Genomic DNA, 26,853 nt, shown 5'->3' on the forward strand with positions numbered 1-26,853 from the left:
CGGGCAACGCATCGCCTCAGGGGATGCCTGAGGGATCGCTCCTGGACCCGTGCGACCGGATGGCGGGGGCGGCGGCGGCGGGCCCTCGCCGCCATCCGGAGGATCGGCCACGACCTCGGATGCAAAGCCCGAGCGTCGCCGGAGAGGAGGGGGCAGGGCCGTGCAATCCGCCTTCGTGCCCCGCTCCAAGATGCCGAGCCTGCCCTCGTGCGTCGTTTCCCCGATCGGCCCGGGGCCGGCGATCGTCTGATCGGCCGGCACCGGACGCATGCTCCATGCGGCGTCCAGCCTGGCATGCGATGCGGCCCGGATCCGCACGACCTCCTTCGCCTGCCAGGCATCTCGGGCCTTGGCCAACTTCTCGGATGCGGCCCGCTCCTCGGCCTCGATCCGGTCGCCGGTCCGCTTGACCGACGCGTCGACCTCGGCGGCCTCGGCCCGGAGGGCATCCTGGGGGCCTCTCGCGGGCCGTTGAGGGCGTCACTTCACCTCGGGCTTGGTTGGCCGCCCCCCACCTCCGTCGGGATCACGGCATCGGCCCGGGCGGCATCATCGCTTTCAAATAACGGGATCAGTGCGAGCCGGCAACTCCCGGGCCCGGCCTCGACCCCCTGCAAATCCAGCCCCAACCTGACATCCTGGCCGATCGGCAGGCGGTCGATCTGGGCCAGGATGAATTCGCCGGTCTCATCGTCGAACCGGAATGCATCCCCGACCCCGCCACGATGCCGGACGATCCTGAGGTTTTTGGACAGCTTGCCGCGGAGGATGACCCGGCCGACGTCCTTCCCGCCGACATTCGTGACGGTGATGTGATAAGAATGCGTCCCTCCGACGCCGATCGTCGGCGCCGATGGGAAGGCGTCGAGGTTGAGCCTGGCCCCCCCGGAGACCACATCGGTCTGGTGCGATGCAACGGCCCGAACATCGCCGGCGGTCGCCTCGGCGGTCGCCCGGTAGAGGCCCGGATCGCCCATGAGATAGACGAAGCTCACCTCCGAGGACCGGCCTGGGTCGAGTTGATCCAACTTCCACGACAACTGCCGCGATCGTTTTTCGAAGGTCACCGAGCTGTCGTTGATCCGGATCAGGCGTCCGCCACGCTTAGGCAGGTTGATGCGGATGTTCACACCTTTGGCCGCCGCCTGGCCCGTGTTGGCGATAGAAAGTCGATATTCCTCGCGTTGGCCGGGATGCAGGACGTCATGGCCGGTCAACTTGACCGCCAGCTCGGGGCGAACGATGCCCTCTTGCCTGGAATCTCGCCCGATCCCCCCATCGGGCGGCATCCGTAGCCCCTCGTCGTATTCTGCTATCAGGCGGCGGATGGATGCGGCCGATGCGTACAGGCCTCGATCCCGCATCGGATCGGCATAGCAGCTCATCCCGACCAATTCATTGTCGAGGCTGAACAGCCCACCTCCGGACCGGCCCAGCTTCGAGGCGAAGCGGCACTCGATGGCCTCCATCAGGCCGCCGTCATTCGCCAGGCGGCTGATCGGATCGAGCACCGTAGTCGACCAGGCCGATGCGTCCCTACCCTCCGAGCAGCCGACGCTGATAAGTTCCTGGCCGATGACGACCGGGTTCTCGGCCCCGGCGACCGGAGATGCCGGGAGAGGCCGCCCTGGCCGGATCCGCACCAAGGCCACGTCGTCCTCGCGGCGGATTCCGACAAGTTCCCCGTCATGGATGACGCTCGACTGCACCTCGTCCAGGGTCTTCCCCGCGAACGTCCCCTGGAGCCTCTCGACGCGGATCGCTCTCGGGACACCGTCCGCCACGGTTTCGAAGTCCCGGAAACAATGGGCGGCGGTGACGATCAGGGCCGTCTCTGCATCGCTCCGGACGATCACCCCGGAGGCGATCACTACCTTCATCTGCCGGACGTCCCGCTGGATATTGAGCCTAACGGCAGTCTCCAACGGGCGTGGGCGGGCCAGGGCCGGGGGGAGGACGCCCTCGGACGTTCCCCCGGCGAGATCCTTGGAGAGCGAAGGGTCCGGTTCGAGAGGTGAGGCGGCGGATGGATCCTCGGGCAAGGGCCCCGCCCCCGGCATTGGCCCGGCGTAGATCGCCCCACGGGTCGCGAGCCCACCCGCGAGGATGAGCCCGGACAGGATGGCCAGCTTGGGTACAGCCATGTCGCGGAGAGCCTTTCTCATGAGTAGGGCGACGCGGACGGGAACCTCCGCCGACGTCGAGGATCCGAACAGGGACGCGGGGGAATATGAGGAGGCTGCAGCGACCGGCGCACCGGCCCCGCCTCCTGCCGCCAGCAGCCACGCGGAGGATTGGCCTCCGGGCGCGAGCCCACGGCGGGCGAGGTAGCCCCTCAATCGCAGACGGCCCCTCGATAGGCGGCTCTTGACCGTGCCGACCGGCCAGCCCAGCCGAGCCGCGACCGCGTCATGGGTCAGTCCTTCAAGGTCGCAGAGGATCATCGGCGTGCGATAGCGGTCGGGGAGCCGCCCCAGGCCCTCGTGGACCAGGGCGGCCGACTCCTGATCCGGATCCCCCTCGACCGAGTCTGGGACCAGGGAGGCGGCCCGCCGCTCGTGGGCCCGCCTCCGGGCCGAATCCGCGCGGGCTGCCCGGGAGACGCGCAATGCCACCCCGTGGAGCCAGGGGGCCAGCGAGCCGGCCTTGCGGATCGAGCCGGCCCGGCGTGCCAGGATCAGGAAGGTCGCCTGATAGGCGTCCTGCGCGTCGTGGTGGTCGGCCAGGATCGAGCGGCAGACCCTCATCACCATCGGCCCGTGGAGCCGCACCAGCGACTCGAAGGCCAACTCGGCGTCGGCGCCGGCACCGTCGGTGAACCGTCGCAACAAGTCGACTTCGGAGAGCCCCGCGAGCGTCCCGCGCTCCAGGACCATCCCGAGCAGGGCTGGCCCGCCTTGGCGTCGATTCGTCTGCACCTCGTCTCCCCCTGAGGCCTGGTCATCGACAGTAGTGTATTGGGGCGGCAGGACCGTTCCGATTTTCTCCGGAAAGTTTCGCGGCGGGGATCGGCGCGGACGAGCAGCGGCGCCGCCCGCCTCCTCATCGCCGGGGATCGAAGCGTCTTGGCACTTCGAAGGCCATCGGTTTCCCCTGTCAGATCGAGACACCTTCGGTTATCCTGCGGGACTCGATGGGCCGTGGAAGGCCCGGTCGATCCTCCCCCCAGGCAAGGATGCCCGACAATGCGGCGCAAGTCCGTCCCGTGCTTCGCCCCGATCCTCGTCGCCCTGCTCGCCGGCACCGCCTCCGCCGAGCCGATCCGGTACTCGACCGAGCATAGCCTCGTCCCCTACCTGGGCTTCGAGGGCACGACCGGCACCTTCGAGCCCGGCTCGTCCTTCTCGCTGGGACGATTCGTGATCCCCGTCCCCGATGCGAAATCGCCCGACTCGCTCGACGGGGTCGAGTTCGCCATCCAGCTGGATGCGCCCGACTTCGCCCGGACCATCCCGCCGTCGGGCCCCGACGGCATCCCGACCCGTGTGCAGAGCCAGGTCGTCATTCGGGGGCATTTCCAGGGCGCACCCGGGAACGGGACGCACCCCGTCTCGTTGTCCGCCGTCTTCGACTCGGTCGGATTCGGGGGGGTCTTGCCCTTGATGCTCGATGCCCGCTATCAGGACTCCTTCCCTGTCTCGCCCGCGGACATCAAGCTCCCGCCGCCCCAGCTGCTCATGATCCCGACCGATAGCTGGTGGGTCCAGAACCCCCCGGGCTCGGCGATCCCCTACGAGCAGCGGCCGTTCTACTCCGGCGAGATCTTCGTGCAGGTCACCCCGGAGCCCGCGACGCTCGCCGCCTGGGGCCTGGTCGGGATCGGGGCGCTGATCGCCCGACGCCGCGCACGCGTCTCGGGCCGCTGATCGGGCCGGATGGCATGTCATGCGGATGGGCGACGCTCGCCTCCCCGGCGACGGGGAGCGGGCGTCGTCGCGTTTCGAAGAGGGCCGATTCGCGGGCGGGCGTCGAACCGCATGTCGGATCGTGCCCGGACGGCGACGCCGCCCGCCGAAAAATGACGCCTCCGGGGGAAAAAGTCGGAATCGTCGAGGCCCTTCCTCGCACAATGATCGTCGGCTCAACGGGAAGGGAGGATCGATGGCGGGCGGATCGGCTGGCTCGGACGTCCAGACTCAGCTCCGGGCGGCCTTCGCCCTGGGCGGTGCGGGCGGCCTCTCCGACGGGCAATTGCTCCGGCGGTTCCTCGGCTCGACCGACGAGGCCGCGCGGGCGGCGTTCGACGCCCTGGTGGCCCGCCACGGGCCGATGGTGCTCCGCGCCTGCCGCCGGGCGACCGGCGACCCCCACGACGCGCAGGACGCCTTCCAGGCCACCTTCCTGATCCTGGCGAGGAAGGCCGGCTCGATCCGCGACGGCGAGTCGCTGGCGGGCTGGCTGCACGGGGTCGCCATCCGCGTCGCGGGGCGGGGGAGGGTGGATGCGGCCCGACGGCGGCTGATCGAGCGGCGAGCCGCGGCCTCCCGGGCCCTCGACGCGAGGCCCGAAGACTTTGCGGCGGAGCCCTGGGACGGCCTCCACGAGGAGATCGAACGGCTGCCGGGCCGATACCGCGAGCCGGTCGTCCTCTGCTACCTGGAGGGCCTGACCGCCGAGGCGGCGGCCGCGAGGATCGGCTGCCCGCGGGGCACCGTCCTCTCCCGGCTGTCGAGGGCCCGCGAGCGGCTCCGGGCGGGGCTGGCACGCCGAGGGCTCGCCCCGCCCGCCGCCTTGTCGGCCTGGATCGGCACGCCGGGCCCGGCCCTCCCTCCGGCCATCATCGCCGCGACGACGCATGCGGCCCTGGGTGATTCGGGGAGGTGTGCGACCGAGGTCGCGTTCGCCTCCGCCTCGGCCACCGCACTGGCGAAGGGGACATTGAAAACGATGATGATCTCGAAGCTCAAGCTCATCGGCGCGATTGCCGCGACCGGCCTGCTCTCCCTGGGCGGCGTGCGGGCGCTGGCCCTCCCATCCGGGATCGAAGCCGGAGATGCCGCCCCCCAGACGGTTCGCGGCCAGGCCGAGGTCCTCGCCGTCGCCCCGCCGCCCCTCGGCGAGCTGTCCCGTCTCGCGCTGGAGGACGCCAGGGGGATCGAGGACCCGTCGGAGCGGGCCGATGAGTTGCGCCGCCTCGGCATCCGGATGGGCGAACGTGGCCTGCGCGAGGCCGGGCTCGACACCCTGCGCCAGGCCCTCGACGCCGCGATGGCCATCCCGCCCAACGCCCCGTATATGCTCCCACACCCCGCCATCATGGTGGCCCGGGCGATGGCCGAGGCGGGGCATCGCCCGGAGGCCCGCCATGCGTTCGGCGAGGCCCTCCGCGCCGTCCTCGCGGAGGATGAGGAGCACCAATCCCAGAACTGGGCCAACCTCCCCGAGATCCAACTGGAAGCCGAGGGCCGGGCCTTCGCCGGCGAGATGATCGAGACCTATCGCCGGTATCTGATGCGTGCCGGGCCACAGCCGGATCGGGCCCCCGCGATCGTGGCGGTCATCACCCAGGCCATGTCGGGCGACATCGCCGGCGCGACGCGTGCCGTGCAGGAACGTCCGGATTTCCAGGGCCCCGGCAGGGTCAGGGAACGGCGAGCCGCGGCCCTCGCGATCGTCGGCCAGCTTCAGGCGAAGGACCAGGAGGTGGCCGGCCCGGCGTTGGCCGAGGCGGAGGCCGCCGTCCATGCCTTCGCCGAGACCACCCCCAACTCGTGGGCCCATGACCTAGAGGCCATCCTCAGGGCGGAGGCGAGGCTGGGGTGGTTCGACCGGGCCATCGCCACGGCCCGGGCCATGGACCTCGGGGCGTCGGTCGTAAGCCGCCGGAGGGACCCGATGCTGTTCAACCAGGCCCTCGCCTTCGTCGCGATCGCCGAGGGCCAGGCCAAGGCGGGCGATCGGGCGGGCGCCCAGGCATCGGCCCGCGAGGCGATCGCCATCGTCGGCAAGATCACGGGGGATCAATACAAGCCCCACCCTCGCGCCCTGGCTTGCATCTTCCTGGCGAAGAACGGCGACGCCGACGGGGCCCTGCGGGAATCGTCGGGCCGCCTGCCGTTCGAAGAGATGGAAGTGCTGCCGATCATCGAGTCCGAGCGGCGCAGGGCGGGCGACGAGGCCGGGGTGCGAGACGCTTTGCGCCGGGAACTCGAGTGCACCCGGGCGATTTTACGCCTGGCGCGGGAGCGAGGACCCGGGGACAAGCCATCCGATCCGCGATTCGACCGGACCGTGCGGGCCACGGCGGATGTCGCGAGGATCCTGGCCCGCATGGGCGACCCCGACGCCGCGCTGGGGGAAATCGAGGTGCTTCCGCCGGGCGACCTCCGGGACGAGGGCCTGGCCCAGCTCGCCCTGGACCGTGCCATCATGGGGGATGAATCCGGTGCGCTTTCGACGATCGGTCGGATCGCCTCGCCGCAAGCCCGACGCCGGGCCCGGATCCTCGCGGCGTTCCGGGGCCCGACCGCGCCCGCATCCCGAGATTGAACCCCACGGGACGGGCGGGCGGCGACGATGCCGGCTGATCGGGCCTCCCGCCCACGAACCGGCACGCCGATCCGTATCGGTTCCCGGGCCCTGGAAGATCGTGGGGGATGGGCCCGGCGAAGGAGTCGAAGGCCGGCCGAGCGGCCCGGCTTCTCCCGGGTCTTCCCCATGACCCTTCGATCATCGATCCCTGTTCGAGGGCGGGCCAGAGGCCGAAGTCGTCCAGCGAGGTCGGGCGGAGCCGGACGGCCAGGCCGTGCTCCTCCCGCCCCAGTTCGTCGGCGATCCGTTGCGCCTCGGCCAGCCGGGCCGTCGTCGGGGGCGGGAGATGGCCCGAAGTCGCGACGGCCTTGATGGCCAGGGTGAGGCCGGCCATGAGCTGGCCGATCCAGTCGTGAAGCTCGCGCAAGATCCGCTTGCGCTCGTCCTCCCCGAAACCGCCCGCCGACGCCGCCCCTCATGATCGCGAGCCCGGATCCGCCGCTCTCGGCGCACCGATCCCGGCCGATCTCCGGGGCGACGGGCGTCGTCGCGAACTCGGCGTTCGCATCCGGGCTGCCGCTCGCAGGCTAGCGACCCCCGGCCGACGAGATCGGCCGGGTCGATCGTGTCGCCCTCGGCCCGGGGGGCGACCGCCGGCCTGCCGCATGGGGTCGGCGTTGCCCTTCGCCGGGGAAGGGCAGGGTCGGCTCCGGTCGGGATCATGGATGCGGCAGGGGCCGCACGCGGGGCGACCGAGGCAGGACGCAAGTCGTTGCCTTCAAAGGCCCGGGGCGGGCCTGGTCGGCCCCATGCGGTTGTTGTCGGGAGCGGAGGGGGAGGGATTCGAACCCCCGGGATCCGTGAGGACCCTACGGTTTTCAAGACCGTCCCAATCGGCCACTCTGGCACCCCTCCGGAAGCGGAGAACACGGACGACGGTTAGTGGCCGACCTCGTTGAGGACGTCCTCGGCCACGAAGATCGGCACATCGACGGTGACGGCGACGGCGATGGCATCGCTCGGGCGGGAGTCGACCTCGATCAGCTCCCCCTCGTGGCGGATGCGCAGCTTGGCATAGTAGGTATGGTCGCGCAATTCGCTGATGAAGATATCCTGGAGCTCGCCCCCGAGCAGCTCGATGGTGCTGGCCAGCAGGTCGTGGGTCAGGGGACGCGGGGCGGGGATCCCCTTCACGCGACGATCGATGCTGGTCGCCTCGAAGATGCCGATGACGATCGGGAAGTTGCGCTCGCCGTCGACCTCCTTGAGATAGATGATCTGCTGCTCATTGTTCTCGCTGATGATGATCCGCCTGAGTTCCATCTGCACGGCCACGTCGGTCGCCCCCTTCCGCGCCGACGCCAGGTGCCCGCCGGGTCGGAATCCCCGAACCTCGTCGCCTGGCGGGACCACGCCCATCGACTTCACCGGTTCGATGATAAGCCAGGCGCATGGGGTCGTCAATGAACCGCGACGGTTCTCGCGGTCCATCGACGCCGATTGTCGGGGCCCGGTCGTCCCTCAGGGGAGGAGCGCCTCGATGGTGGCCCGCTGCGCGGCCAGGTCGGCCTCCTTCTGCCTTTGCTGGGCCACGACCTCGGCCGGGGCCCTGGCCACGAACCCCTCGTTGCCCAGCTTCGCCCGGATCGCGGCCAGTTGCTTGTCGAGATCGGCCAGGCTCTTGCGGAGGCGGGCCGTCTCGGCCTCCTTGTCGATCAGCCCGAGTAGGGGCAGCAGGATCTCGGCGTCCCCCAGCACGGCCACGGCGCAATCCTTGGGGCGGTCGGCGACCTCGGCCACGACCTCCAGGGACTTGCTGTCGGTCAGCGCCCGGATGAATGCCTCGCCGGCCCGCAGGGTCGAGGCGGCCGGCTCGGCGGCGATCAGGATCGGGGCGATCTTGGCCTTCTCCGGCACCTTGCTCTCGGCCCGGAGCTTGCGGATCGCGGCGACCTTCTCGCGCCACTGGAGCACGATCCCCTCGGCCTCGGCATCATCCCAGGCCTTCGGGTACTCCGGCCAGGGGGCGATGCAGACGCTCTCGGCGGCCGGGCCGGGCTCGGGCAGCCCGCGCACCGGTGCGACCTGGCCGAGGGCCTGCCAGATCGACTCGGTCAGGAACGGCATGATCGGGTGGAGCAGGCGGCAGAGGCCGTCCAGCACCGTCGCCAGCACGCGCTGGGCGGCCGGGCGGGTGGTCTCGTCGCGGAGCCGGCCCTTGAGGATCTCGACGTAGCAGTCGCAGACGTCGTTCCAGGTGAAGTCGCGGAGCCTCCTGGTCGCCTCGGCGAACCGGAACGCCTCGAAGTCGGCCGAGGTCTCGGCGGCGACCCGGGCGAGCGTGCCGAGGATCCAGCGGTCCTCGATGGAGAGGTCGGCCGCGGCCACCGGCGCGGGCTCGAAGCCTTCCAGGTTCATCAGGGCGAACCGGGAGGCGTTCCAGACCTTGTTCGGGAACGTCCGGCCCTGCTCGAACCTTTCCGACGTGTTGACCTTGCGGCCGTCGGGCAGGGTGGTCGCCTCGACCGGGATCCGGAGATCCTGCGTCTCCGTGGCCAGCGAGGCCAGGGTGAACCGCAGGGCATCGGCGCCGTACAGGTCGATGATGTCGACCGGGTCGACCCCGTTGCCCGCCGACTTCGACATCCGTTTGCCGTTGCCGTCCTGGATCACCGGGTGGATGAAGACGTCGCGGAAGGGCACCTCGCCCAGGTTGAACTGGCCGAAGATCACCATCCGGGCCACCCACAGGGTGATGATGTCGCGGGCCGTCGAGAGGACCGAGGTCGGGTAGAACTTGCTCAGTTCGTCGGTCTTCTCGGGCCAGCCCAGGGTCGAGTGCGGCCACAGGGCCGAGCTGAACCAGGTGTCGAGCACGTCGCCGTCGCGGACGAAGCCGGCCCGCTCCAGGGTGGCGACGACCTCGGGGTCATCCCCCTCGGGGCAGGCGTGGATCGAGCCGTAGGGACGCTTGGCCAGGACCGATGCCAGGGCCTCGGGGCCTCGGGCCTCGGCCTCCTTCGCCTCGTCGTCGATGGCGGTCTCGACGAACAGGGTGCCGGCGGCGATGGGGGCCTTGAGGGCGGGATCGTCCCGGAGGGCCTCGGCGGCCGAGCGGAGGGCGTCGGCGTCGGGGTAGGTGCGCGACCAGACCGGGATCTGGTGGCCCCACCACAACTGGCGGCTGATGCACCAGTCGCGCTTGGCGCCGAGCCAGTCGAGGTAGCTCTTGCCGTAGCGGGCCGGGTGGATCGCGACGGCGCCGGAGGTCACGGCGTCCATCGCCTGCTGGGCGAACCCGGGCGAGCCGTCGGCGTCGTCCTCCATCCGGACGAACCACTGGTCGGACAGGTACGGCTCGATCGGCGTCTTGGAACGGTCCGACAGGCCGACCTTGTTGGTGTAGGCCTCGACCTTGGCCAGGAGGCCCTGGGCATCCAGGTCGGCGACGACGCGCTTGCGGACCTCGCGGCGGTCGAGCCCGGCGTAGGCGCCGGCGTTCTCGTTGTAGGTGCCGTCGGGGTTGAGCAGGTTGATCATCGGCAGGCCGTTGCGGACGCCGGTCGCGTAGTCGTTGGGGTCGTGGGCCGGCGTGACCTTAACGCAGCCGGTGCCGAACTTGGGATCGACCAGGATCGCGTCGCCGATGATCGGGATCGTCCGATCGGAGAGGGGCAGGGCGAGTTGCCGGCCGATCAGGTGCTTGTACCGGGGGTCGTCGGGGTGGACGGCCACGGCGGTGTCGCCCAGCATCGTCTCCGGGCGGGTGGTGGCGACCAGAAGCGACTCATCCGACCCGGCGACCGGGTAGCGGATCGTCCACAATTGGCCGACCTGCTCCTGATATTCGATCTCGTCGTCGGCCACGGCGGTGCGGAGGTGGGTGTCCCAGTTCACCAGCCTCTTGCCGCGATAGATCTTGCCGGCGCGGAACAGGCGGAAGAAGGTCTCGCGCACGGCCCGGGCGCACATCTCGTCCAGGGTGAACCGGGTGCGGTCCCAATCGCACGAGCACCCCATCAGCCGCAGTTGGCCGAGGATCCGCGCCTCGTACTCGTCCTTCCACGCCCAGATCCGCCCGACCAGCGACTCGCGGCCGATGTCGTGGCGGGTCTTGCCTTCTTCCTTGCGCAGGCGGGTCTCGACGACCGCCTGGGTGGCGATCCCGGCGTGGTCGGTGCCGGGCATCCACAGGGCCTCGTAGCCCTGCATCCGCCGCCAGCGGATCAGAATGTCCTGGATCGTGTTGTTGAGCGCGTGCCCCAGGTGCAGCGCCCCGGTGACGTTGGGCGGCGGGATCGCGATCGCGTAAGCCGGCTTGCCGCTGGAGGGGTCGGCGTGGAAGTACCCCTTCTCCAGCCAGAAGGCATACCACCGACGCTGGGCATCCTGGGGATCATACTGCTTGGGGAGTTCGGCGATGCTCATGCCTGGTCCGGGGATAAATGTGTGAAGGATCGTGTCAGTCGGGCAGACGGCGTTGTCTTGGTGGCCGGATCAACTTGCCCGAGTTGGATGCCAAGCCATGCGAGGAAGAAGAAAAACATCATCACGAACATCAGTCTCACGGCACGCTTCCATTGCCTCCGAGCCCAGGCGACCGCGGCCGAAAGCCCGACCACCCCGGCCGCGAGCATCATGCAGAGGCTCGCCACCATGATCCACGTCGGCATCGCGTGCGATCCCACGAGCCCGAAGGATATTCCGGGCACGTTCTCGTCCGCGATCGTCGAGAACGCGATGACAGCAAGCAACATCATGCCCGGCATCACCACTCCGTGCAGACCGTAGAAGGCGCAAAAGGCGGCCGGCAACCATCGGAGTCGCGCCCAGGGCGAATGCCGGACCCGGGGCGGGGCGGGATGGCCCAAAGCCGAGGACGGAGCCCGGTACGGATTCAGGTCAAGCTCCACTCTCGGACCCCCGATCGACAAACGCCGTTATACCGCGATCGAGGCCCGCGATCGATCCCGCCGATCCGGTCGCCGCTCATCCCTGCGGAGCAGGATGCGAGGGCGCCCGTTCGGACCATCCGTGGAATCGGCCGCGCCTAGAAACCTGGCCCGAACGGGACCCGAAGTCGGGACGATCCCAGGAGGAATAAGAAAAGCGGCCCGCCGAGGTACATGACCACGCTCAGGCCGACGGCGACCCACCACTTTCGCCGCATCCATGCGGCCGAGGCCAGAAAACCCAGGCCCCCCGAGCCGAGGACAATCATCACGGCCCCGACGCCGAGTGCGAGCGCCGTACCGGGGTCGGTCCCGGGCCTGGCAATCTCGTCCCACCCGCGGGATCGGTACAGCCGAGCAATCTCCAACGATACGATTCCTCCCATCAGGAGTTCCGCCGATCCAAGAACGACGCACAGCACGGCGGGCAGCCAGCGCAAGGGCGCCCACCGCGACCGCACGACCGGTTCTCGGAGTTCGGCCGATGGTGGCCGAAAGGGATTGTCGGTTGCTTCCATCTCGCAAACTCCCAACTCGTGGGGGAGACCTGAGGCCGGATCAACTCGGTGCTCCCACGAGCGGTCAACGACACCTCTCGGCGGAAGGATTTGACCGCGAGACCGGCCGTTCAGATCACCAGGCAATAGATCGATTCGGCGATCAGGCAAAGGTTCGCGGCGATGCAGGCCACGCTCACGACCCGCCCGAGCGAGTGGCCCATCAGGAAGAACCGGGGGGCCCGCATGACCGACTGTTCGTGCAGGGAGACGCCCATGATCACGATGAACCCCATCGTGATCATGACCGCAGCGATCCGGAACCATTGCCCCAGCAAGCCCGACGACAGGAGCCGGGCGTGGGCCTGCCCCGCGAGGATCATGGCGACGAGCATGGTGGCGGCCGAGGCCAACACCAGGAGGACATCCACCAGGCCGCGACTCCAGGGGGCACGGGTGCGGGCCGGCGCGGGCGGGTCGATGAGGTCGGTCCCGCAGAGGGGCAGGGGGACGGTCGGCCCCTCCGGGGTGGTCCGCACGCCCGAGGAAGCCCGGCCCGGATCGCTCCGCGAGGCCGCGGAAGGTTCGGTCGCGGCCTCGAAGAAGCCCGGGATCGTGGCGGTGATCGCCTCGCCCGAAGGGGCCGGGGGCTGGATGAGGAACGAACTCGTGGACTCCATCGGCACCCCGGCCCCGATCGCAACCGGGGCTTCGGAGGCCGCCTCGCAGAAGTCCCGGAACAGTTCGCGGGCGGTGGCCGGGCGCTGGGCGGGGTCCTTGCTGAGCAGGCGCCGGATCACCGCCTCGACGCCCGGCGCGACGCTCAGGCCGGGGTTGATCTCGGCGAAGCTCGGCGGCACCCGCTGGGCGTGGTGGAGCATGACCTGGAGCGGGGGGCCGGAAAACGGCAGCCGCCCGCCGATCATCTCGTACAGGAGGACGCCGACCGAATAGAGGTCCGACCGGCCGTCCACGGGCTGCGTCAGGACCTGCTCGGGGCTGCAATAGGACGGGGTCCCGATGAACCCGCCGGTGATGCTGCTGTCGTTGAGCTTGTTGTCCGGGTCGTTGCGGATCTTGGCGATGCCGAAGTCGAGCACCTTGAGGAAATCGGACCCGGACGGCCCGCGCCGGGTCAGCATCAGGTTGCTGGGCTTGAGGTCGCGGTGGACGATGCCCGCCTCGTGCGCCACGGCGAGGACGTCGCAGAGCTGGCCGAGCAGGAGGCGGATCGTGGCCAGGGGGAGCAGGGGGGCCGAGGGGTCGCGCCGGGCGTCGGCGCGGGCCGAGGCGAGCAGGTCGTGGACGGTCCGCCCCTGGACGTACTCCATGTCGATGTAGCCGCCGTCCTCGTCGAGCCCGGCGTCGTGGATCGTGACGGCGTGCTCGTGGTGGAACGAGGCCATCACCTCGAACTCGCGCCGGAACCGCGCCAGGGCCTCCCGGCTCGACGCCAGGTGGGGCACGATCACCTTCAGGGCGTGCTCGCGCTTGAGCTTCTCGTGCCGGACGAGCCAGACCTCGCCCATCGCCCCGTTGCCGAGGCGGCGGACGACCCGGTACTTGCCGAACAGGGTCTGGCCCTCCACGACCGGGATCCGCGAGGCGTCGGCCGACGTCGGGCCGGTGGTCGCCCCGGGGCCGCCCGTCCGGAATGGATCCTCGTACGTCGATTCCAGCGCGGCCCAGGAGGGCAGGTCGCCCGCGACCGCCTGGGTCGGCGGGACTTCGTCCTGGTCCGGATCGTCGGGGACGGTCGTCATCGCAACGTCCTCGCGCTGGGCGACTGGCATCAACCGCCCACCGGGACGCGGGCCGGCGACGGTCGGGCATCCTTGGCGAGCTTGTGGTCGAATGCGTCGATCAGGGCCATCCAGGAGGCCTCGATCATGTTCTCGGAGACGCCCACGGTGCCCCAGGTCTCGGCCCCGTCCTGGCTCTCGACCACCACGCGGACCCGGGCGGCGGTGCCGGCCCGGTCGTTGATGACACGGACCTTGAAGTCGACCAGCCGCATCTCCTTGAGCCGGGGGAAGGCCGGCTCCAGCGCCTTGCGGAGCGCCACGTCCAGGGCGTTGACCGGCCCGTCCCCCTCGCCCACCGTGTGGACGACGGACGAGCCGACGCGGAGCTTCACCGTCGCCTCGGTGATCGGCGTGCCGTCGGCCTCGCCGACCACGCTCACCCGATAGCCCAGGCGCTCGAACCGGGGGGCGTACCGGCCCGCCAGCCGCTCCACCAGCAGGACGAACGACGCCTCGGCGGCCTCGAACTGGTAGCCCTCGTTCTCCAGGTCCTGGATCCGGTCGAGGACCTTGGCCAGCAGGGCGGGGTCTTCTTCCAGGCCGTGCTCGCCCAGCTTCTCGGCGATGTTGGACTTGCCCGACAGCTCGCTGACCAGCACCCGGCGCTCGTTGCCCACCAGGGTCGGGTCGATGTGCTCGTAGCTGTGGGCCGCCTTGCGGACGCCGTGGACGTGCATCCCCCCCTTGTGGGCGAAGGCGCTCGACCCGACGAACGGCTGGCCCGGCCGGAGGCTGAGGTTGGCCGTCTCGAACACGAACCGGGACGCCTCGGTCAGGTGCTGGAGGCTGCCAGGCCGGAGGAGTTCATACCCCTCATACTTGAGCGACAGGTTGGCGACCACGGAGCACAGGTCGACGTTGCCGCACCGCTCGCCGATGCCGTTGATCGTCCCCTGGACCATCGTGGCCCCCCGGCGCACGGCCGCCAGGGTGTTGGCCACGGCCAGCTCGCCGTCGTTGTGGGTGTGGATCCCGACCGGCACCGAGAAGGCGGCCCGCACCGCGTCCACGGCGGCGGCGACCTCCTCGGGCAGGGTCCCGCCGTTGGTGTCGCACAGGGTCAGCCAGTGGGCCCCGGCCGCGACGGCCGCCTGGAGCGTCCGCAGGGCGTAGTCCGGGTTGCGGCGATACCCGTCGAAGAAGTGCTCGGCGTCGTAGACGACCTCCGACACCCGCGACGCGCAGAACGCCACCGAGTCGGCGATCATCCGCAGGTTCTCGTCGAGCGAGACCCCGAGGATCTCGGTCGCCTGGAAGTCCCAGCTCTTGCCCACCACGGTGACGACCGACGCCCCGGAGCCGACCAGCGCCTTCATCCCGGCGTCGTCCTCGGCGGCGATCTCCTTGCGGCGGGTCATCCCGAAGGCGACCACCTTCGCGTGCCGCAGGTCGAGGTCCCGCGCGGCGCGGAAATAGGCTTCATCCTTGGGGTTGGAGAGGGGATAGCCCCCCTCGACGTAGTCGACACCCAGCTCGTCGAGGCGCTCGGTGATCCGCAGCTTGTCCTGGAGCGAGAAGTTGACCCCCTCGCCCTGGCTGCCGTCCCTCAGGGTCGTGTCGTAGATCGCGATCCGCGTCATGTCCGGTCCACCTCGATGCGCCGCTGTCGTCTCGATCCGCATTTTAACCGGGAGGGGCGATCGCCGCGACACTCATCCCGGCACGCCGGGCGATCCCGCCTCGCCGGGGGCCGGGCCGCCGCGACCGGATTCGACTCCCGGGCGGGATCCCCCTATCCTGGGAGGAGAAGACGGACGACCATCATCGCGATTCGAAGGATCTGGCTCGATGGCTGCACTGATCAAGCGGGCGCTCTGGATGCTCGCCCTCCTGCCGATGTCGGTCGGGGCGTCGGCCCAGGAGGCGCCGGGCACGTTCACCAACCCGGTCTACGCGGGGGATTTCCCGGACCCGTTCTCACTCAAGCATGGCGGCCGCTACTACGCCTACGCGACCCAGACGCGGGGGACCGGCTTCCAGCTCCTGGAATCGGACGACCTCGTCCGCTGGACCCGGCGTCCGCTGGACTTCCCGATCCCGTGGGCGACGTCCCACCTGTGGGCCCCCGAGGTCGTGGAGCGCGACGGCCGGTTCTACATGACCTATTCGGCCCTCGACCCGGCGACGCGCCGGCACCACATCGCGATCGCCACCGCCGACCGCCCGGACGGGCCATTCACCCACCGGGCGATCCTGGTCCGGGGCGACGACAACGAGGTCGGGGTGATCGACGCGACGATCGCGTTCGATGGCGACAAGGCGACCCTGATCTATTCCGAGGAGCGGCCCCGGCGGATCGTGGCCCGGGCGATGACGCCCGACCTGATGGGCGTCGAGGGGCCGGCCATCGAGCTGCTCCGGCCCGACCTGGACTGGGAGAGCGGCGTGGTCGAGGCTCCGACCGTGGTCCGCCGCAATGGCCTATTCCACCTCTTCTATTCCGGGGGGCCCTACCAGGGCACGAAGGCCGGGTCGCGGTATGCGATCGGCCACGCCTCCGCCCCGGCGCTGCTCGGCCCGTATCGCAAGACGCCCGAGCCGCTCCTGGGGTCGGCCGAGGGGCGGGTCTACGGCCCCGGCCACCAGTCCCTGATCGAGGCGCCCGACGGGTCGACCTGGGTGCTCTATCATGCCTGGGACGCCCAGGGGGAGCCGAACTATGCCGGGAATCGGTCGGGCCGGACCCTCCGGCTCGACCCCGTCATCTGGGAAGGGGACACCCCACGCATCCCGGGGCCATCGACGACCCCGCGCCCCGCTCCGCGCTGAGGGCCGTCGGGTCGAGGTCGCAAACTGCAGGATCCCGGCGGGCCCATCCCCCCCATCCCGCCCCGGCGCGGGCCCCTGAACTAGATTCTGCGGGGGAGAATGAGTACAATCGGACAACGCGGCCTCACGCCCGATCGGCCCGGGCCCGATCCGTCCCGCTCCCACGCCGGAGACCTGGGCCTGATCGAGCCGATCGGACCCGATGCCGCGATCCCGCGACCCGCCGCCAGGCGCCCGGTCGCCGAGCTTCGCAGGCCGACCTTCCGGTAGATGGGGTCGGGGGGAACACAGTGCGAACCATCGATCAACTGATCGCTGCGACCCGGCTGGAGGCGGAACGGGCGCCCTTCCCCGTCGATCAGGACGTCTACGCCAGGGCGGGCAAGGACCCGCTCCAGCCGATCCTCTTCGGCGGGTCGCTCGACGCCCCGGTCTGCATCTTCGCCCGCGACCTCGGCAAGGACGAGGTCGCCCGCGGCGAGCCCCTGGTCGGGGCGGGCGGGCGGCTGGTCCGGGCGGGGCTGCACGCCGATGCCCACGGGGAGCCGCCCCCGAAGTCGGACCGCACCGTCGAGACGGCGCTGCGGCTCGCACTGCTGGCCAACACCGTGCCGTACAAGCCCCCCGGCAACAAGGCGTATGCCGGGGCCGTGAAGGAGCGTTTCCGCCCGTTCCTGGAAGAGCTGCTGGTCGGGCACTGGACCGGCCATCACCTGCTCACCCTCGGGACCGAGGCTTTCGAGTGGTTCGCCCCCTACCTGGCCCCGGGCCTGGGAGATGCCTTCTGGAGCCGAGAGGACCGCTATGAATCCGACCTGGAGTGCGTCCTGACCGCGGAAATCGACGGGACCAAAGCGTCCAAGCCGATCACGATCGCCCCGCTCCCCCATCCCTCTCCCTTGAATCAGAAGTGGCACGGGCGGTTTCCGGCCTTGCTCGCCGCGAGGCTGGCCTCGGCGCGGAAGAAAGGCTCATGACGGCCCCTCCGGCCCGTGCATGTTGTGAGGCCCCCCCCGAAAACCGGCCGAAACGGGTTGTCCGGCCGTGACTACGCGGCTACGTTACATCGATGAACCATGTCGTTCTCAAAGGATGTGCCACGGTGCGCAAAGTTCAGATGGTGACCGATCGCGAGCTTGAGATCCTCAAAGTCCTCTGGATGCGCGGCAAGGCGAGCGTCCGCGAGGTCCAGGACGATCTCAATCGGATGTCCGCGGGGCCCGTCGCCTACAGCACGGTGCAGACCCTGCTCAACATCATGGAAGACAAGAAGGGGCTGGTCCGCCACGTCGTCGAGGGTCGGACCTTCATCTACATCCCCAAGAAGTCCGCCGAGCGGACCACCCGCGAGCTGACCCGACGGTTCGTCGACCGGGTCTTCGACGGGTCCGTGGACCAGATGATCGTCGCCGTGATCGACTCCAAGCCCCCCTCGGCCGAGGAGTTCGTCCGGCTCCGCAGCGTGCTCGACGAGGCCCAGCGCCTCTCCGCGCACCGGGTGGAACAGGCCCTGCCGGTCGAATAAGCGACGCGACCGGGGTCGAGTCGGCGGGCTTCCCCCGCCGATCCGGGGAAGCCCGACGCCGGGGCATCCCCGCGACATCCCGGCATGGCCGACGCCCCGCCCCGGCCGCCGATGGCCGGACGGGGCATCGACGGCCCCATGCCCGATCCGGGAGCGGAGTCGCCCCCCGGACCGGGGCCCGGCCACCCGAATTCGGGGGGATGGCCGAGGCGCCGGCCCGGCGGCCGCGCCGGCGCGGCCGCCGCCGCACGCCCATCCGACCCGCCGGGCCCGGCGGGCCGGGCCTCATGGATCCGCGGATCGGCCCACCGTCGGCGGTCGGGGCGGGCCCGACGCCGCGATCCGGGCCGATCGGGGGCGGGCGCGGGATGCCCGACCGTCCTGTCAACTTCTCGTGACTCCGCCAGGCAACATCCCCCTCCGGGGCGATCGGGCCGTCCCGGCGGCCCGGCCCGGCACGATCCTGCGCCGGATCCGCCCGCGATCGGAGATCGAAGCCGGCCCGCGCCGGCCCGATCCCGCACGGCCATCCCGGATTCGGGGCGCGAATCCGGGCGAAATCCGCGATCCCCGCCCGCAATCCGCCCAAAGCATACCGATACTCTCACGCTTGAAGCCCTTGAATCTCTCACGCACGAGGGCGCCGTGACCCGGGCCGGGATGTTTATACCCCTGTCAAATCTCGGGATGCGTCCGCCTGCCGGTTTTCCCTAGATCGGTTGAAGTCGCGGGGCGGTTTCGCATAATCAACTCTGTCTGCCCCTTCTCCCGCAAGCGACGGCGATCCGCCCGCTCGCCCTGCAGCCCCTTCTTCGAGCCAAGCATCATCAATTCGCCGGGAGCCTTCGTTTGATGAGATTTTTCTCCAGGCCGGGCGCCGCTGGCCGCGGCTTCGGTGCGCGTCGCCGCGCTGATCGCTCGCTCCGCCCCTCGCTGAACGACCTCGAACGCCGCGACCTGCTCGCGGCCGGCGCCCTCGGGATCAACGCCGCCCCCGAATACGTGGATCTGATGAAGGGCGTGCGCGACTGGGAGCCGATCCCCGACTGGATGGACTACTGGAATTCGCCCGACGTGGTGACGCGCGACGACGAGGGGTGGCCGACCAGCGACGGCGGCGTCGTCGTCCGCGACGACCGCGTGAACATGTGGTTCAACGGCCCGGACCCGAACGCGCCCAAGGTGAACATCTCGGGGATCTACCACCTCTCCTTCGCGGGGACGGCGAGGCTGGTCAGCCCGAACAACATCTTCGCCGTCCGGGATCAGACCTACGACCCCGTCACCAACATCACGACCGCCGACCTGAGCGTCACCCAGGTGGGCGATAATGCCATCTTCCAGCTCTATTTCGCGCAGACCGCCAATCGCGCGAGCGCCACCGGCGCCGGGGTCACGGACATCCGGCTGATCCGGCCGGGGTATTCGGCGGACACCACCCAGGTGTTCACCACCCCCCTGCTCGAAGGGCTGAAGGGCTTCGACACGATCCGGGTCGTGGACGCGACCGGCACCAACAGTTTCGCCCCGGTCAAGGACGCCTCGGGCCGGCTCGTGCCGCTCGAATGGTCGCAGCGGCGGCTCCCCACCGCATCGTCCCAGGTGGACTACTACCGGGGCCAGACCGCCCAGGCCTGGGAATACCTGGTCCAGCTGGCCAACACCACCGGCGAGAATCTCTGGGTGAACATCCCGGGCCCCGCCAGCGACGACTACATCCGCCAGCTCGCCCTCCTGCTCAAGAACGGCAGCACGGTCGACGGCGTGACCTACCCGGGATTGAATCCGGGCCTCAAGATCTACCTCGAATATTCCAACGAGGTCTGGGGGGGCATGCCCATCCCCTCGGCCTACGGCGTCGAGGCGACCCGGCAGGACATCGCGTCGGGCCAGACGGCGATCAACAACGACGGCCTGACCGATCTCTACGCGCTGACCTTACGGCGCCAGATGCAGCGCACCATGCGGATCAGCCAGATCTTCCGGGACGTCTACGGGCCCGACCCGGGCCACGAGATCATCCGCCCGGTCGTCGAATGGCAGGCCGGGATGTCCTCCCTGGTGCGGGACACCCTGAACTGGTACAGCTCCCTCTACGGGCCGCCGAGCGATCATCTTTACGGGATCGGCGCCGCGAATTACTTCTTCCCGACCAACTATAGCTCGGTCGATGCCCTGCTCGATTCGCTGCGCTCGGGCGTGGCCGAGGCCACCGTCAGCATCAAGTCCTATGAGCTCCTGTCGAACTTCTACGGGCTGAAGAACATCGCGTACGAGGGGGGGCCGGCGATCGGCGGCCTGGCCGGTACCCCGCAGGCCACCGTCGCGCTCGCGGCCTCTCGCGACCCGCGATTGACCGAGATCATCGGCGAGTACTACTCGGCCTTCTACGCTTCGGGCATCGACCTGTCCAATTTCTACCGGGGCGTCTACGGCACCTGGACCCCGGCGGAGCAGTGGCCCGCCGTCGAGCTGGGGCAGGTCGATGACCTGACCTCCTCGCCGAAGTTCCGGGCCCTGAGGCAGATCCAGGCGGCCGCCCCGGTCACGCCGTCGGTCGGCCGGCCGGTCGGCGTCACGGCCCCGGTCGACCTCCCGGTGACCCAGGATGACCTCGGGACCTGGAACGCCAGCTTCCCCAACACCGGCCAGACGGGCGTCTGGCTGCTCAACGTCCAGCAGGCGGGCGATTACCGGCTCACCCTCCAGACCACCATCATGAACGGGGCGGTCGAGCCCGGCGTGATCCAGGTCCTCCTGAATGACCGGACGGTGCTGGGGACCTACACGGTCACCCCCTATGCGGACATCGACCTGGGCAAGCTCACCCTGCCAGCCGGCGTGGTCACCCTGGGCCTCCGGGCCGTGCGGGGCAGCAACGACCCGTCGAAGCCGGGCAATCCGTCCTATTACGCCTTCCGGATGAACACGCTGAAGATCGCCTCCGCGTCCTATACCCCGCCCGTCTCGACCAAATTCGAGCTGCTGGATCCCGGCTTCGAGTCGACATCGAGCGGCGCGACCGGCTACTCCTATCGCCCGAGCGGCTCCCCCTGGACCTTCGTCGGCACCGCCGGGATCGCGCTCGGGGCCTCGCCGTTCACCGGCCTCACGCCCGCCCCGGCCGGCAAGCAGGTCGCCTTCCTCCAGGATCGCGGCACGATCAGCCAGGCGGTCGGCGCCTGGCCGGCCGGCAACTACACCATCTCCTTCTCGGCCGCGAAGCGCTCCTATGGCGGCAACCAGGACTTCCGCGTCCTGGTGGACGGCGTGGAGGTCGGCCGATTCCGGCCCGACTCCACCTCCTACAAGGCCTATTCGACGGCCAGCTTCGCGGTCGCGGGCGGGCTGCACACGATCACCTTCGAGGGCCTGAACACGCTGGGCATCGACGCCTCCTCGCTGATCGACTCGGTCTCGGTGGACGCCGCCGCCGGCACCCCGCCGCCGACGACGCCCCCGCCGGGCGGCACGACGCCGACGCCGGGCGACGCCAGCTTCGAGGCCGCCTCGGCCGGGGTCGTGGGCTTCGCCTACAACCCGGCCGGGTCCGCCTGGACCTTCGCCGGCTCCGCCGGCCTCTCCGCCTCCGGGTCGGCCCTCTCCGCCGGGTCGGCCCCACCCTCCGGCAGCCAGGCCGCCTTCCTCCAGAATCGCGGATCGTTCAGCCAGTCGGTCGCCGGCTGGGCCGCCGGCAACTACACCATCACCTTCGCGGCCGCGAAGCGGTCCTATGCCGGCAATCAGGACTTCCGCGTCCTGGTGGACGGGGTGGAGGTCGGCCGGTTCCGGCCCGACTCCACCTCCTACAAGGCCTACGCCACGGCCAGCTTCGCGGTCGCGGCCGGCTCGCACACCATCACCTTCGAGGGCCTCAACTCCTCCGGCGGCGACAACTCCGCGCTGATCGACTCGGTCTCGGTGGCCCCCGCCGCCGCCGGCACCCCGCCGCCGACGACGCCCCCGCCGGGCGGCACGACGCCGACGCCGGGCGACGCCAGCTTCGAGGCCGCCTCGGCCGGGGTCGTGGGCTTCGCCTACAACCCGGCCGGGTCCGCCTGGACCTTCGCCGGCTCCGCCGGCCTCTCCGCCTCCGGGTCGGCCCTCTCCGCCGGGTCGGCCCCACCCTCCGGCAGCCAGGCCGCCTTCCTCCAGAATCGCGGATCGTTCAGCCAGTCGGTCGCCGGCTGGGCCGCCGGCAACTACACCATCACCTTCGCGGCCGCGAAGCGGTCCCACCTCGGCAATCAGGACTTCCGCGTCCTGGTGGACGGGGTGGAGGTCGGCCGGTTCCGGCCCGACTCCACCGCCTACAAGGCCTATTCGACGGCCAGCTTCGCGGTCGCGGCCGGCTCGCACACCATCACCTTCGAGGGACTCAACTCCTCCGGCGGCGACAACTCCGCGCTGATTGACTCGATCGCCATCGCCGCGGCGGCGGTCCCCTCGCCCAGCGACGGCGGCTTCGAGGCCACCTGGGCCGGGGTCGTGGGCTTCGCCTACAACCCGGCCGGGTCCGCCTGGGCCTTCGCCGGCTCCGCCGGCCTCTCCGCCTCCGGGTCGGCCCTCTCCGCCGGGTCGGCCCCACCCTCCGGCAGCCAGGCCGCCTTCCTCCAGAACCGCGGATCGTTCAGCCAGTCGGTCGCCGGCTGGGCCGCCGGCAACTACACCATCACCTTCGCGGCCGCGAAGCGGTCCCACCTCGGCAATCAGGACTTCCGCGTCCTGGTGGACGGGGTGGAGGTCGGCCGGTTCCGGCCCGACTCCACCGCCTACAAGGCCTACGCCACGGCCAGCTTCGCCGTGGGGGCCGGCTCGCACACCATCACCTTCGAGGGCCTGAACTCAGCCGGCGGAGACAACTCCTCCCTGATCGACTCGATCGCCATCGCACCGGCGTCCTGAGCCCAGAGTGCCACGCGGCCCCCGGTCGCGTGGCCTCCGGAAAAAAAATCCGAGGAAGGGGTCGGCCCGGGCACCGGGATTTCGACCTCAATGCTGGAGGGGCGAACGGATCTCCCCTCCGATGCCTCCCCAGGCCCCCGACCCGAGACCTCGGCGGGGGCCGGCAGGCCACGAATCCGAGCTATCTCGCGTCGGCCCACCCGGGGACGCCCCGGCCCGACCGAACGCCATCGCGAATCACGCAACTCAGTGGAGGCCGCACGGACGGGGCCTGGAAATCGCTCCCGTCCGACGTCCCGTGAATCCTCTTCGACACCGACGTCCCAGGCGCGTCTCACCACACCTAAGGATGGGTTTGCCATGAAGATTCTGGTCACCGGCGGCGCCGGCTACGTGGGCTCGACCCTGGTCCCGATGCTCCTGGAGCAGGGCCACAAGGTCCGGGTCTACGACATGCTCAAGTTCGGCGGCCACGGCCTGCTGCCCTGCTGCCAGAATACGAAGTTCGAGCTCCAGCGCGGCGACGTCTGCGACCGCGACGGCCTCAAGAAGGCCCTGGACGGCATGGACGCGGTCGTGCACCTGGCGGCCATCGTCGGCTACCCGGCGTGCAAGAAGGAGCCGCAGCTGGCCCAGGCCACCAACGTGGACGGCACCCGCAACCTGCTCGACCTCCGCAAGCCCGACCAGAAGGTGATCTACGCCTCCACCGGCTCGATCTACGGGTCGATCCCCGACTACGTCTGCAACGAGAACACGCCGACCGCGCCGATCACCCTCTACGGCGAGACCAAGGCCGCCGCCGAGAAGATGGTCCTGGATGCCGGCAACGGCGTGGCCTACCGCTATGCGACCGCCTTCGGCGTGAGCAACCGGATGCGGCTCGACCTGATGCCGAACGACTTCACCTACCAGGCCGTGAAGAACCGCAACCTCATCGTCTACGAGGGCGGCTTCAAGCGGACCTTCGTCCACGTCCGCGACATGGCCCGCTCGATCATGTTCGCCCTGGACAAGTGGGATTCGGTCAAGGACGACGTCTACAACGTCGGCCACGAGTCGATGAACTTCACCAAGGAAGACGTCGCCCGCACCGTCCTGAAGCACGTCGACTACTACCTCCACTTCGCCGAGGTCGGCACCGACGCCGACAAGCGGAACTACGAGGTCTCCTACGAGAAGATCCGGTCCAAGGGCTTCGAGACCACCATCGACCTGGACCGCGGCGTCGCCGAACTCGCCCGCGCCTGCAACCTGATCGAGTTCCAGAACCCGTTCGCCAACGTCTGATCCGGGCTGATATCGCGGATGGAACGGGGCGAACCCCATCGCCCCGGTCCATCGCGCGCACCGCATCGCCCCGTAGGCTGGGTCTGGACCCAGCTCAAGACGAATGGCGTACCGGCGGGTCCGCGTAGGGTGGGCACCGCCCACCGCCTCCGATCCCGCCAAGGTGGGCGATGCCCACCCTACGGGAAACCCCCGGCTCATACAGGCTGATTCCAGGCCCAAGCCAGGCCGACTGCCTCCTCCCGATCTGCTCACACACCAAGGATTGCACCCGATGAAGGGATTTTGGTCGGACAAACGAGTCACGGTGACGGGCGGCGCGGGGTTCCTCGGCCAGCACCTGGTCCGCCGTTTGGAAAGCTACGGGGCGAAGGTCTACGTCCCCCGCCAGCGCGACTACAACCTGACGACGCTCGACGCCTCGCTCCGCTGCCTGCTCGAACACCCCTGCGACGTCCTGTTCCACGCCGCGGCCTACTACGGCGGGATCGGCATCAACCAGACCCAGCCGGCCACCCTCTACTACACCAACCTGGTGATGGGGGCCAACCTGATGGAGGCCGCCCGCCTGGCCAAGGTCGACAAGTTCGTGGCCATCGGCACGGCGTGCAGCTACCCCGGCTACCTGGAAGGGGAGCTGAAGGAAGAGGACCTGTGGGCCGGCCCGTGCCACGCCAGCGTGGTCAACTACGGCCTGACCAAGAAGATGATGGCCGTCCAGGCCCAGGCCTACAAGCGGCAGTACGGGCTGGACTCGATCCACCTGATCCTGACCAACCTGTATGGCCCCGGCGACTCGTACAACCCCGAGCGGTCGCACGTCGTGGCGGCCCTGGTGCGGAAGTGGGTCGAGGCCGAGGCCGCGAAGACGCCCAGCGTCGAGGTCTGGGGCACCGGCAAGCCGATCCGCGAGTTCATCTACGTCGAGGACTGCGCCGACGCCATCGTCCTGGCGGCCGAGAAGTATGATGACGCCGCCACCCCGCTCAACATCGGCACCGGCATCGGCACCTCGATCAAGGAGCTGGCCGAGACCGTCCACGAGGTCAGCGGCTACCAGGGCAAGATGAACTGGCTGACCGACAAGCCCGACGGCGCCGCGAGGAAGGTGCTGGACGTGACCCGGATGAAGTCCGTCCTGGACGGCTGGGTGCCGCCCACCAAGCTCCGCGACGGCCTGGCCAAGACAATCGCCTGGTATCGCGCCAACAAGGCGGAGGCCGACGCGAAATGGTGACCCCGCGCCCCCGGACCTGGGCCGCGTCGGCGTCCGCGCCGGCCGGGGCGGCCCCGACACCCCGGACCATGACCCGGGTGAAATCGGTCGTCACCACCAGGCCCCGGCGGCTGCTGTTCGTCAACCAGTACTACTGGCCCAGCCACGCCTCCACGGCCCAGCACCTCACCGACCTGGTCGAGAGCCTGGCCGCCCGGGGGCACGAGTGCCACGTCCTGTGCGGCCGGGGGGCCTACAAGCCCGGCGCGGAGCGATTGGCCAAGAAGGAAGAGCGTAACGGCGTCCACATCCACCGCGTGGACGCCACGTCATTCGGCCGCAAGAGCACGCTCGGGCGGATGATCGACTATCTCAGCTTCTACGCCCGCGCCTTCGTCCTGGCCCTGTTCCTGCCCCGGTTCGACGTGGTGGCCACCCTGACCACCCCGCCGATCATCGGGCTGGTCGGGACGATGCTCCGCCGCCTCAAGGGGTCGCGGCACGTCTACTGGAGCATGGACCTCCACCCGGACGCCAGCATCGCCCTGGGCAAGATGTCCCGGCGCAACCCGGTCGTCGCCTGGCTGGCCTGGCTCAGCGACCTGGTCTACCGCCAGGCGGATAAAGTGGTCGTCCTCGGCCCCTACATGGCCGACCGGATCGCCGCCAAGGGGGCCCGCCGCGACCGCCTGGAGGAGATCCCGGTCTGGAGCCGCCGCGACGAGATCTACCCGATGCCCCGCGAAGGCCACCCGCTCCGCGAGTCGCTCGGGCTGGCCGACAAGTTCGTGGCGATGTACTCGGGCAACCTGGGCCTGGCCCACTCCGCGTCCGAGTTCATCGAGGGCGCGCGCCTCCTCCGCGACCGCGACGACATCGTCTTCCTGTTCGTCGGCGACGGCCCCCGGCTCAAGGAGGTCCGCGACGCCCAGGAGGCCGAGGGGCTGGCCAACATCCGCTTCCTCGACTACTTCCCGCGCGAGCAGCTGCACGCCTCGCTCTCTCTGGCCGATGCCCACCTGATCTCGATGCGGGCCGAGATGACCGGCGTGGTCGTCCCCGGCAAGCTCTACGGCGTGATGGCCTCGGCCCGCCCGGCCATCTTCGTCGGCCCCGCCCACTGCGAGACCGCCGACACGATCCGCAACGCCGACTGCGGCCTCACCGTCCGCCTGGGCGACGCCCCGGGGCTGGTCGATGCCATCCAACGATTGGCATCCGACCTCGACCTAGGACGGGCTTTCGGCGAGAAGGGCCGCGCCGCGTTCCTGGCCCGCCACGAGAAGGACGGCTGCTGCTCCGCCTGGGCCACGCTGATCGCCGACCTCCGCGTCCCCTCGGACGCCTCCGAGCCGGCGGCCGGCCGCAGGCTGAATCCGACCGCCATGCCGACTCCCCATTAACCGAACCCGAAGGACATCCC

15 protein-coding genes, 1 tRNA gene and 1 pseudogene are annotated in these 26,853 nt (G+C 70.0%); 9 read left to right on the forward strand and 8 right to left on the reverse strand.

The features are described from left to right. Positions 1-485: 485 nt before the first annotated feature. Positions 486-3,110 carry a sigma-70 family RNA polymerase sigma factor gene (locus TA3x_RS06170; RefSeq protein WP_435019326.1) on the reverse strand — a complete coding sequence of 875 codons (2,625 nt, stop codon included), beginning with the start codon at positions 3,108-3,110 and terminating at the stop codon, positions 486-488. A 75-nt stretch (positions 3,111-3,185) separates the two neighbouring features. Here TA3x_RS06170 and TA3x_RS06175 point away from each other — a divergent pair, with 75 nt between their 5' ends. Together TA3x_RS06175 and TA3x_RS06180 are read left to right on the forward strand one after the other, a co-directional pair. Beyond that, positions 3,186-3,866: a PEP-CTERM sorting domain-containing protein gene (locus TA3x_RS06175; RefSeq protein WP_435019328.1), complete on the forward strand. Its 681-nt coding sequence runs from the start codon at positions 3,186-3,188 to the stop codon at positions 3,864-3,866. A 235-nt stretch (positions 3,867-4,101) separates the two neighbouring features. Beyond that, the gene (locus tag TA3x_RS06180; protein WP_435019330.1) at positions 4,102-6,489 is read left to right on the forward strand and encodes a sigma-70 family RNA polymerase sigma factor; all 2,388 of its coding nucleotides are present in this window, start codon (positions 4,102-4,104) and stop codon (positions 6,487-6,489) included. A 235-nt stretch (positions 6,490-6,724) separates the two neighbouring features. Here the strand turns inward: TA3x_RS06180 and TA3x_RS06185 are convergent. The 7 genes and pseudogenes from TA3x_RS06185 to cimA form a co-directional block, all read right to left on the reverse strand. Then, positions 6,725-6,901, reverse strand: a pseudogene (locus TA3x_RS06185) (histidine kinase); the annotation flags it as partial. A gap of 398 nt (positions 6,902-7,299) precedes the next feature. Then, positions 7,300-7,386, reverse strand: a tRNA-Ser gene (locus TA3x_RS06190). 24 nt (positions 7,387-7,410) lie between these two features. After that, positions 7,411-7,794 (reverse strand): bifunctional nuclease family protein, encoded by a 384-nt coding sequence (locus tag TA3x_RS06195; protein ID WP_435022301.1) that lies wholly within the window; start codon positions 7,792-7,794, stop codon positions 7,411-7,413. Positions 7,795-7,992: 198 nt separating this feature from the next. Then, the gene (locus TA3x_RS06200; protein WP_435019332.1) at positions 7,993-10,899 is read right to left on the reverse strand and encodes a valine--tRNA ligase; all 2,907 of its coding nucleotides are present in this window, start codon (positions 10,897-10,899) and stop codon (positions 7,993-7,995) included. Then, positions 10,896-11,240: a hypothetical protein gene (locus TA3x_RS06205; protein WP_435019334.1), complete on the reverse strand. Its 345-nt coding sequence runs from the start codon at positions 11,238-11,240 to the stop codon at positions 10,896-10,898. Before TA3x_RS06205 ends, TA3x_RS06200 begins: the two co-directional genes overlap by 4 nt. An 811-nt stretch (positions 11,241-12,051) precedes the next feature. Next, the gene (locus TA3x_RS06210; RefSeq protein ID WP_435019336.1) at positions 12,052-13,683 is read right to left on the reverse strand and encodes a serine/threonine-protein kinase; all 1,632 of its coding nucleotides are present in this window, start codon (positions 13,681-13,683) and stop codon (positions 12,052-12,054) included. A 29-nt stretch (positions 13,684-13,712) separates the two neighbouring features. Continuing rightward, positions 13,713-15,305, reverse strand: a complete 1,593-nt coding sequence (gene cimA, locus TA3x_RS06215) for a citramalate synthase (protein ID WP_435019337.1) — start codon at positions 15,303-15,305, stop codon at positions 13,713-13,715. 208 nt (positions 15,306-15,513) lie between these two features. Between cimA and TA3x_RS06220 the strand changes: the two genes are divergently transcribed. The 7 genes from TA3x_RS06220 to TA3x_RS06250 all read left to right on the forward strand — a co-directional run bounded on the left by TA3x_RS06220 (position 15,514) and on the right by TA3x_RS06250 (position 26,833). Then, complete coding sequence (locus TA3x_RS06220; RefSeq protein WP_435019339.1) at positions 15,514-16,494, forward strand: glycoside hydrolase family 43 protein; 981 nt, start codon at positions 15,514-15,516, stop codon at positions 16,492-16,494. 290 nt (positions 16,495-16,784) lie between these two features. Continuing rightward, the gene (locus TA3x_RS06225) at positions 16,785-17,471 is read left to right on the forward strand and encodes a uracil-DNA glycosylase family protein (RefSeq protein WP_435019341.1); all 687 of its coding nucleotides are present in this window, start codon (positions 16,785-16,787) and stop codon (positions 17,469-17,471) included. A 125-nt stretch (positions 17,472-17,596) separates the two neighbouring features. Continuing rightward, on the forward strand, positions 17,597-18,019 hold the full coding sequence (locus TA3x_RS06230) for a BlaI/MecI/CopY family transcriptional regulator (RefSeq protein WP_435019343.1): 423 nt from the start codon (positions 17,597-17,599) through the stop codon (positions 18,017-18,019). Between the two features lie 852 nt (positions 18,020-18,871). Next, positions 18,872-22,924: a DUF642 domain-containing protein gene (locus tag TA3x_RS06235; protein ID WP_435019345.1), complete on the forward strand. Its 4,053-nt coding sequence runs from the start codon at positions 18,872-18,874 to the stop codon at positions 22,922-22,924. 360 nt (positions 22,925-23,284) lie between these two features. Beyond that, a complete protein-coding gene (locus TA3x_RS06240) occupies positions 23,285-24,214 on the forward strand; it encodes an NAD-dependent epimerase/dehydratase family protein (protein WP_435019347.1) in 930 nt (309 codons plus the stop codon). Positions 24,215-24,488: 274 nt separating this feature from the next. Continuing rightward, positions 24,489-25,451 (forward strand): NAD-dependent epimerase/dehydratase family protein, encoded by a 963-nt coding sequence (locus TA3x_RS06245; RefSeq protein ID WP_435019349.1) that lies wholly within the window; start codon positions 24,489-24,491, stop codon positions 25,449-25,451. Continuing rightward, positions 25,445-26,833, forward strand: a complete 1,389-nt coding sequence (locus TA3x_RS06250; RefSeq protein ID WP_435019351.1) for a glycosyltransferase family 4 protein — start codon at positions 25,445-25,447, stop codon at positions 26,831-26,833. The genes TA3x_RS06245 and TA3x_RS06250 overlap by 7 nt, the downstream gene beginning before the upstream one ends. Positions 26,834-26,853: the final 20 nt, after the last annotated feature.

This window comes from Tundrisphaera macrotermitis (assembly GCF_051175315.1).
GTDB lineage: Bacteria > Planctomycetota > Planctomycetia > Isosphaerales > Isosphaeraceae > Tundrisphaera.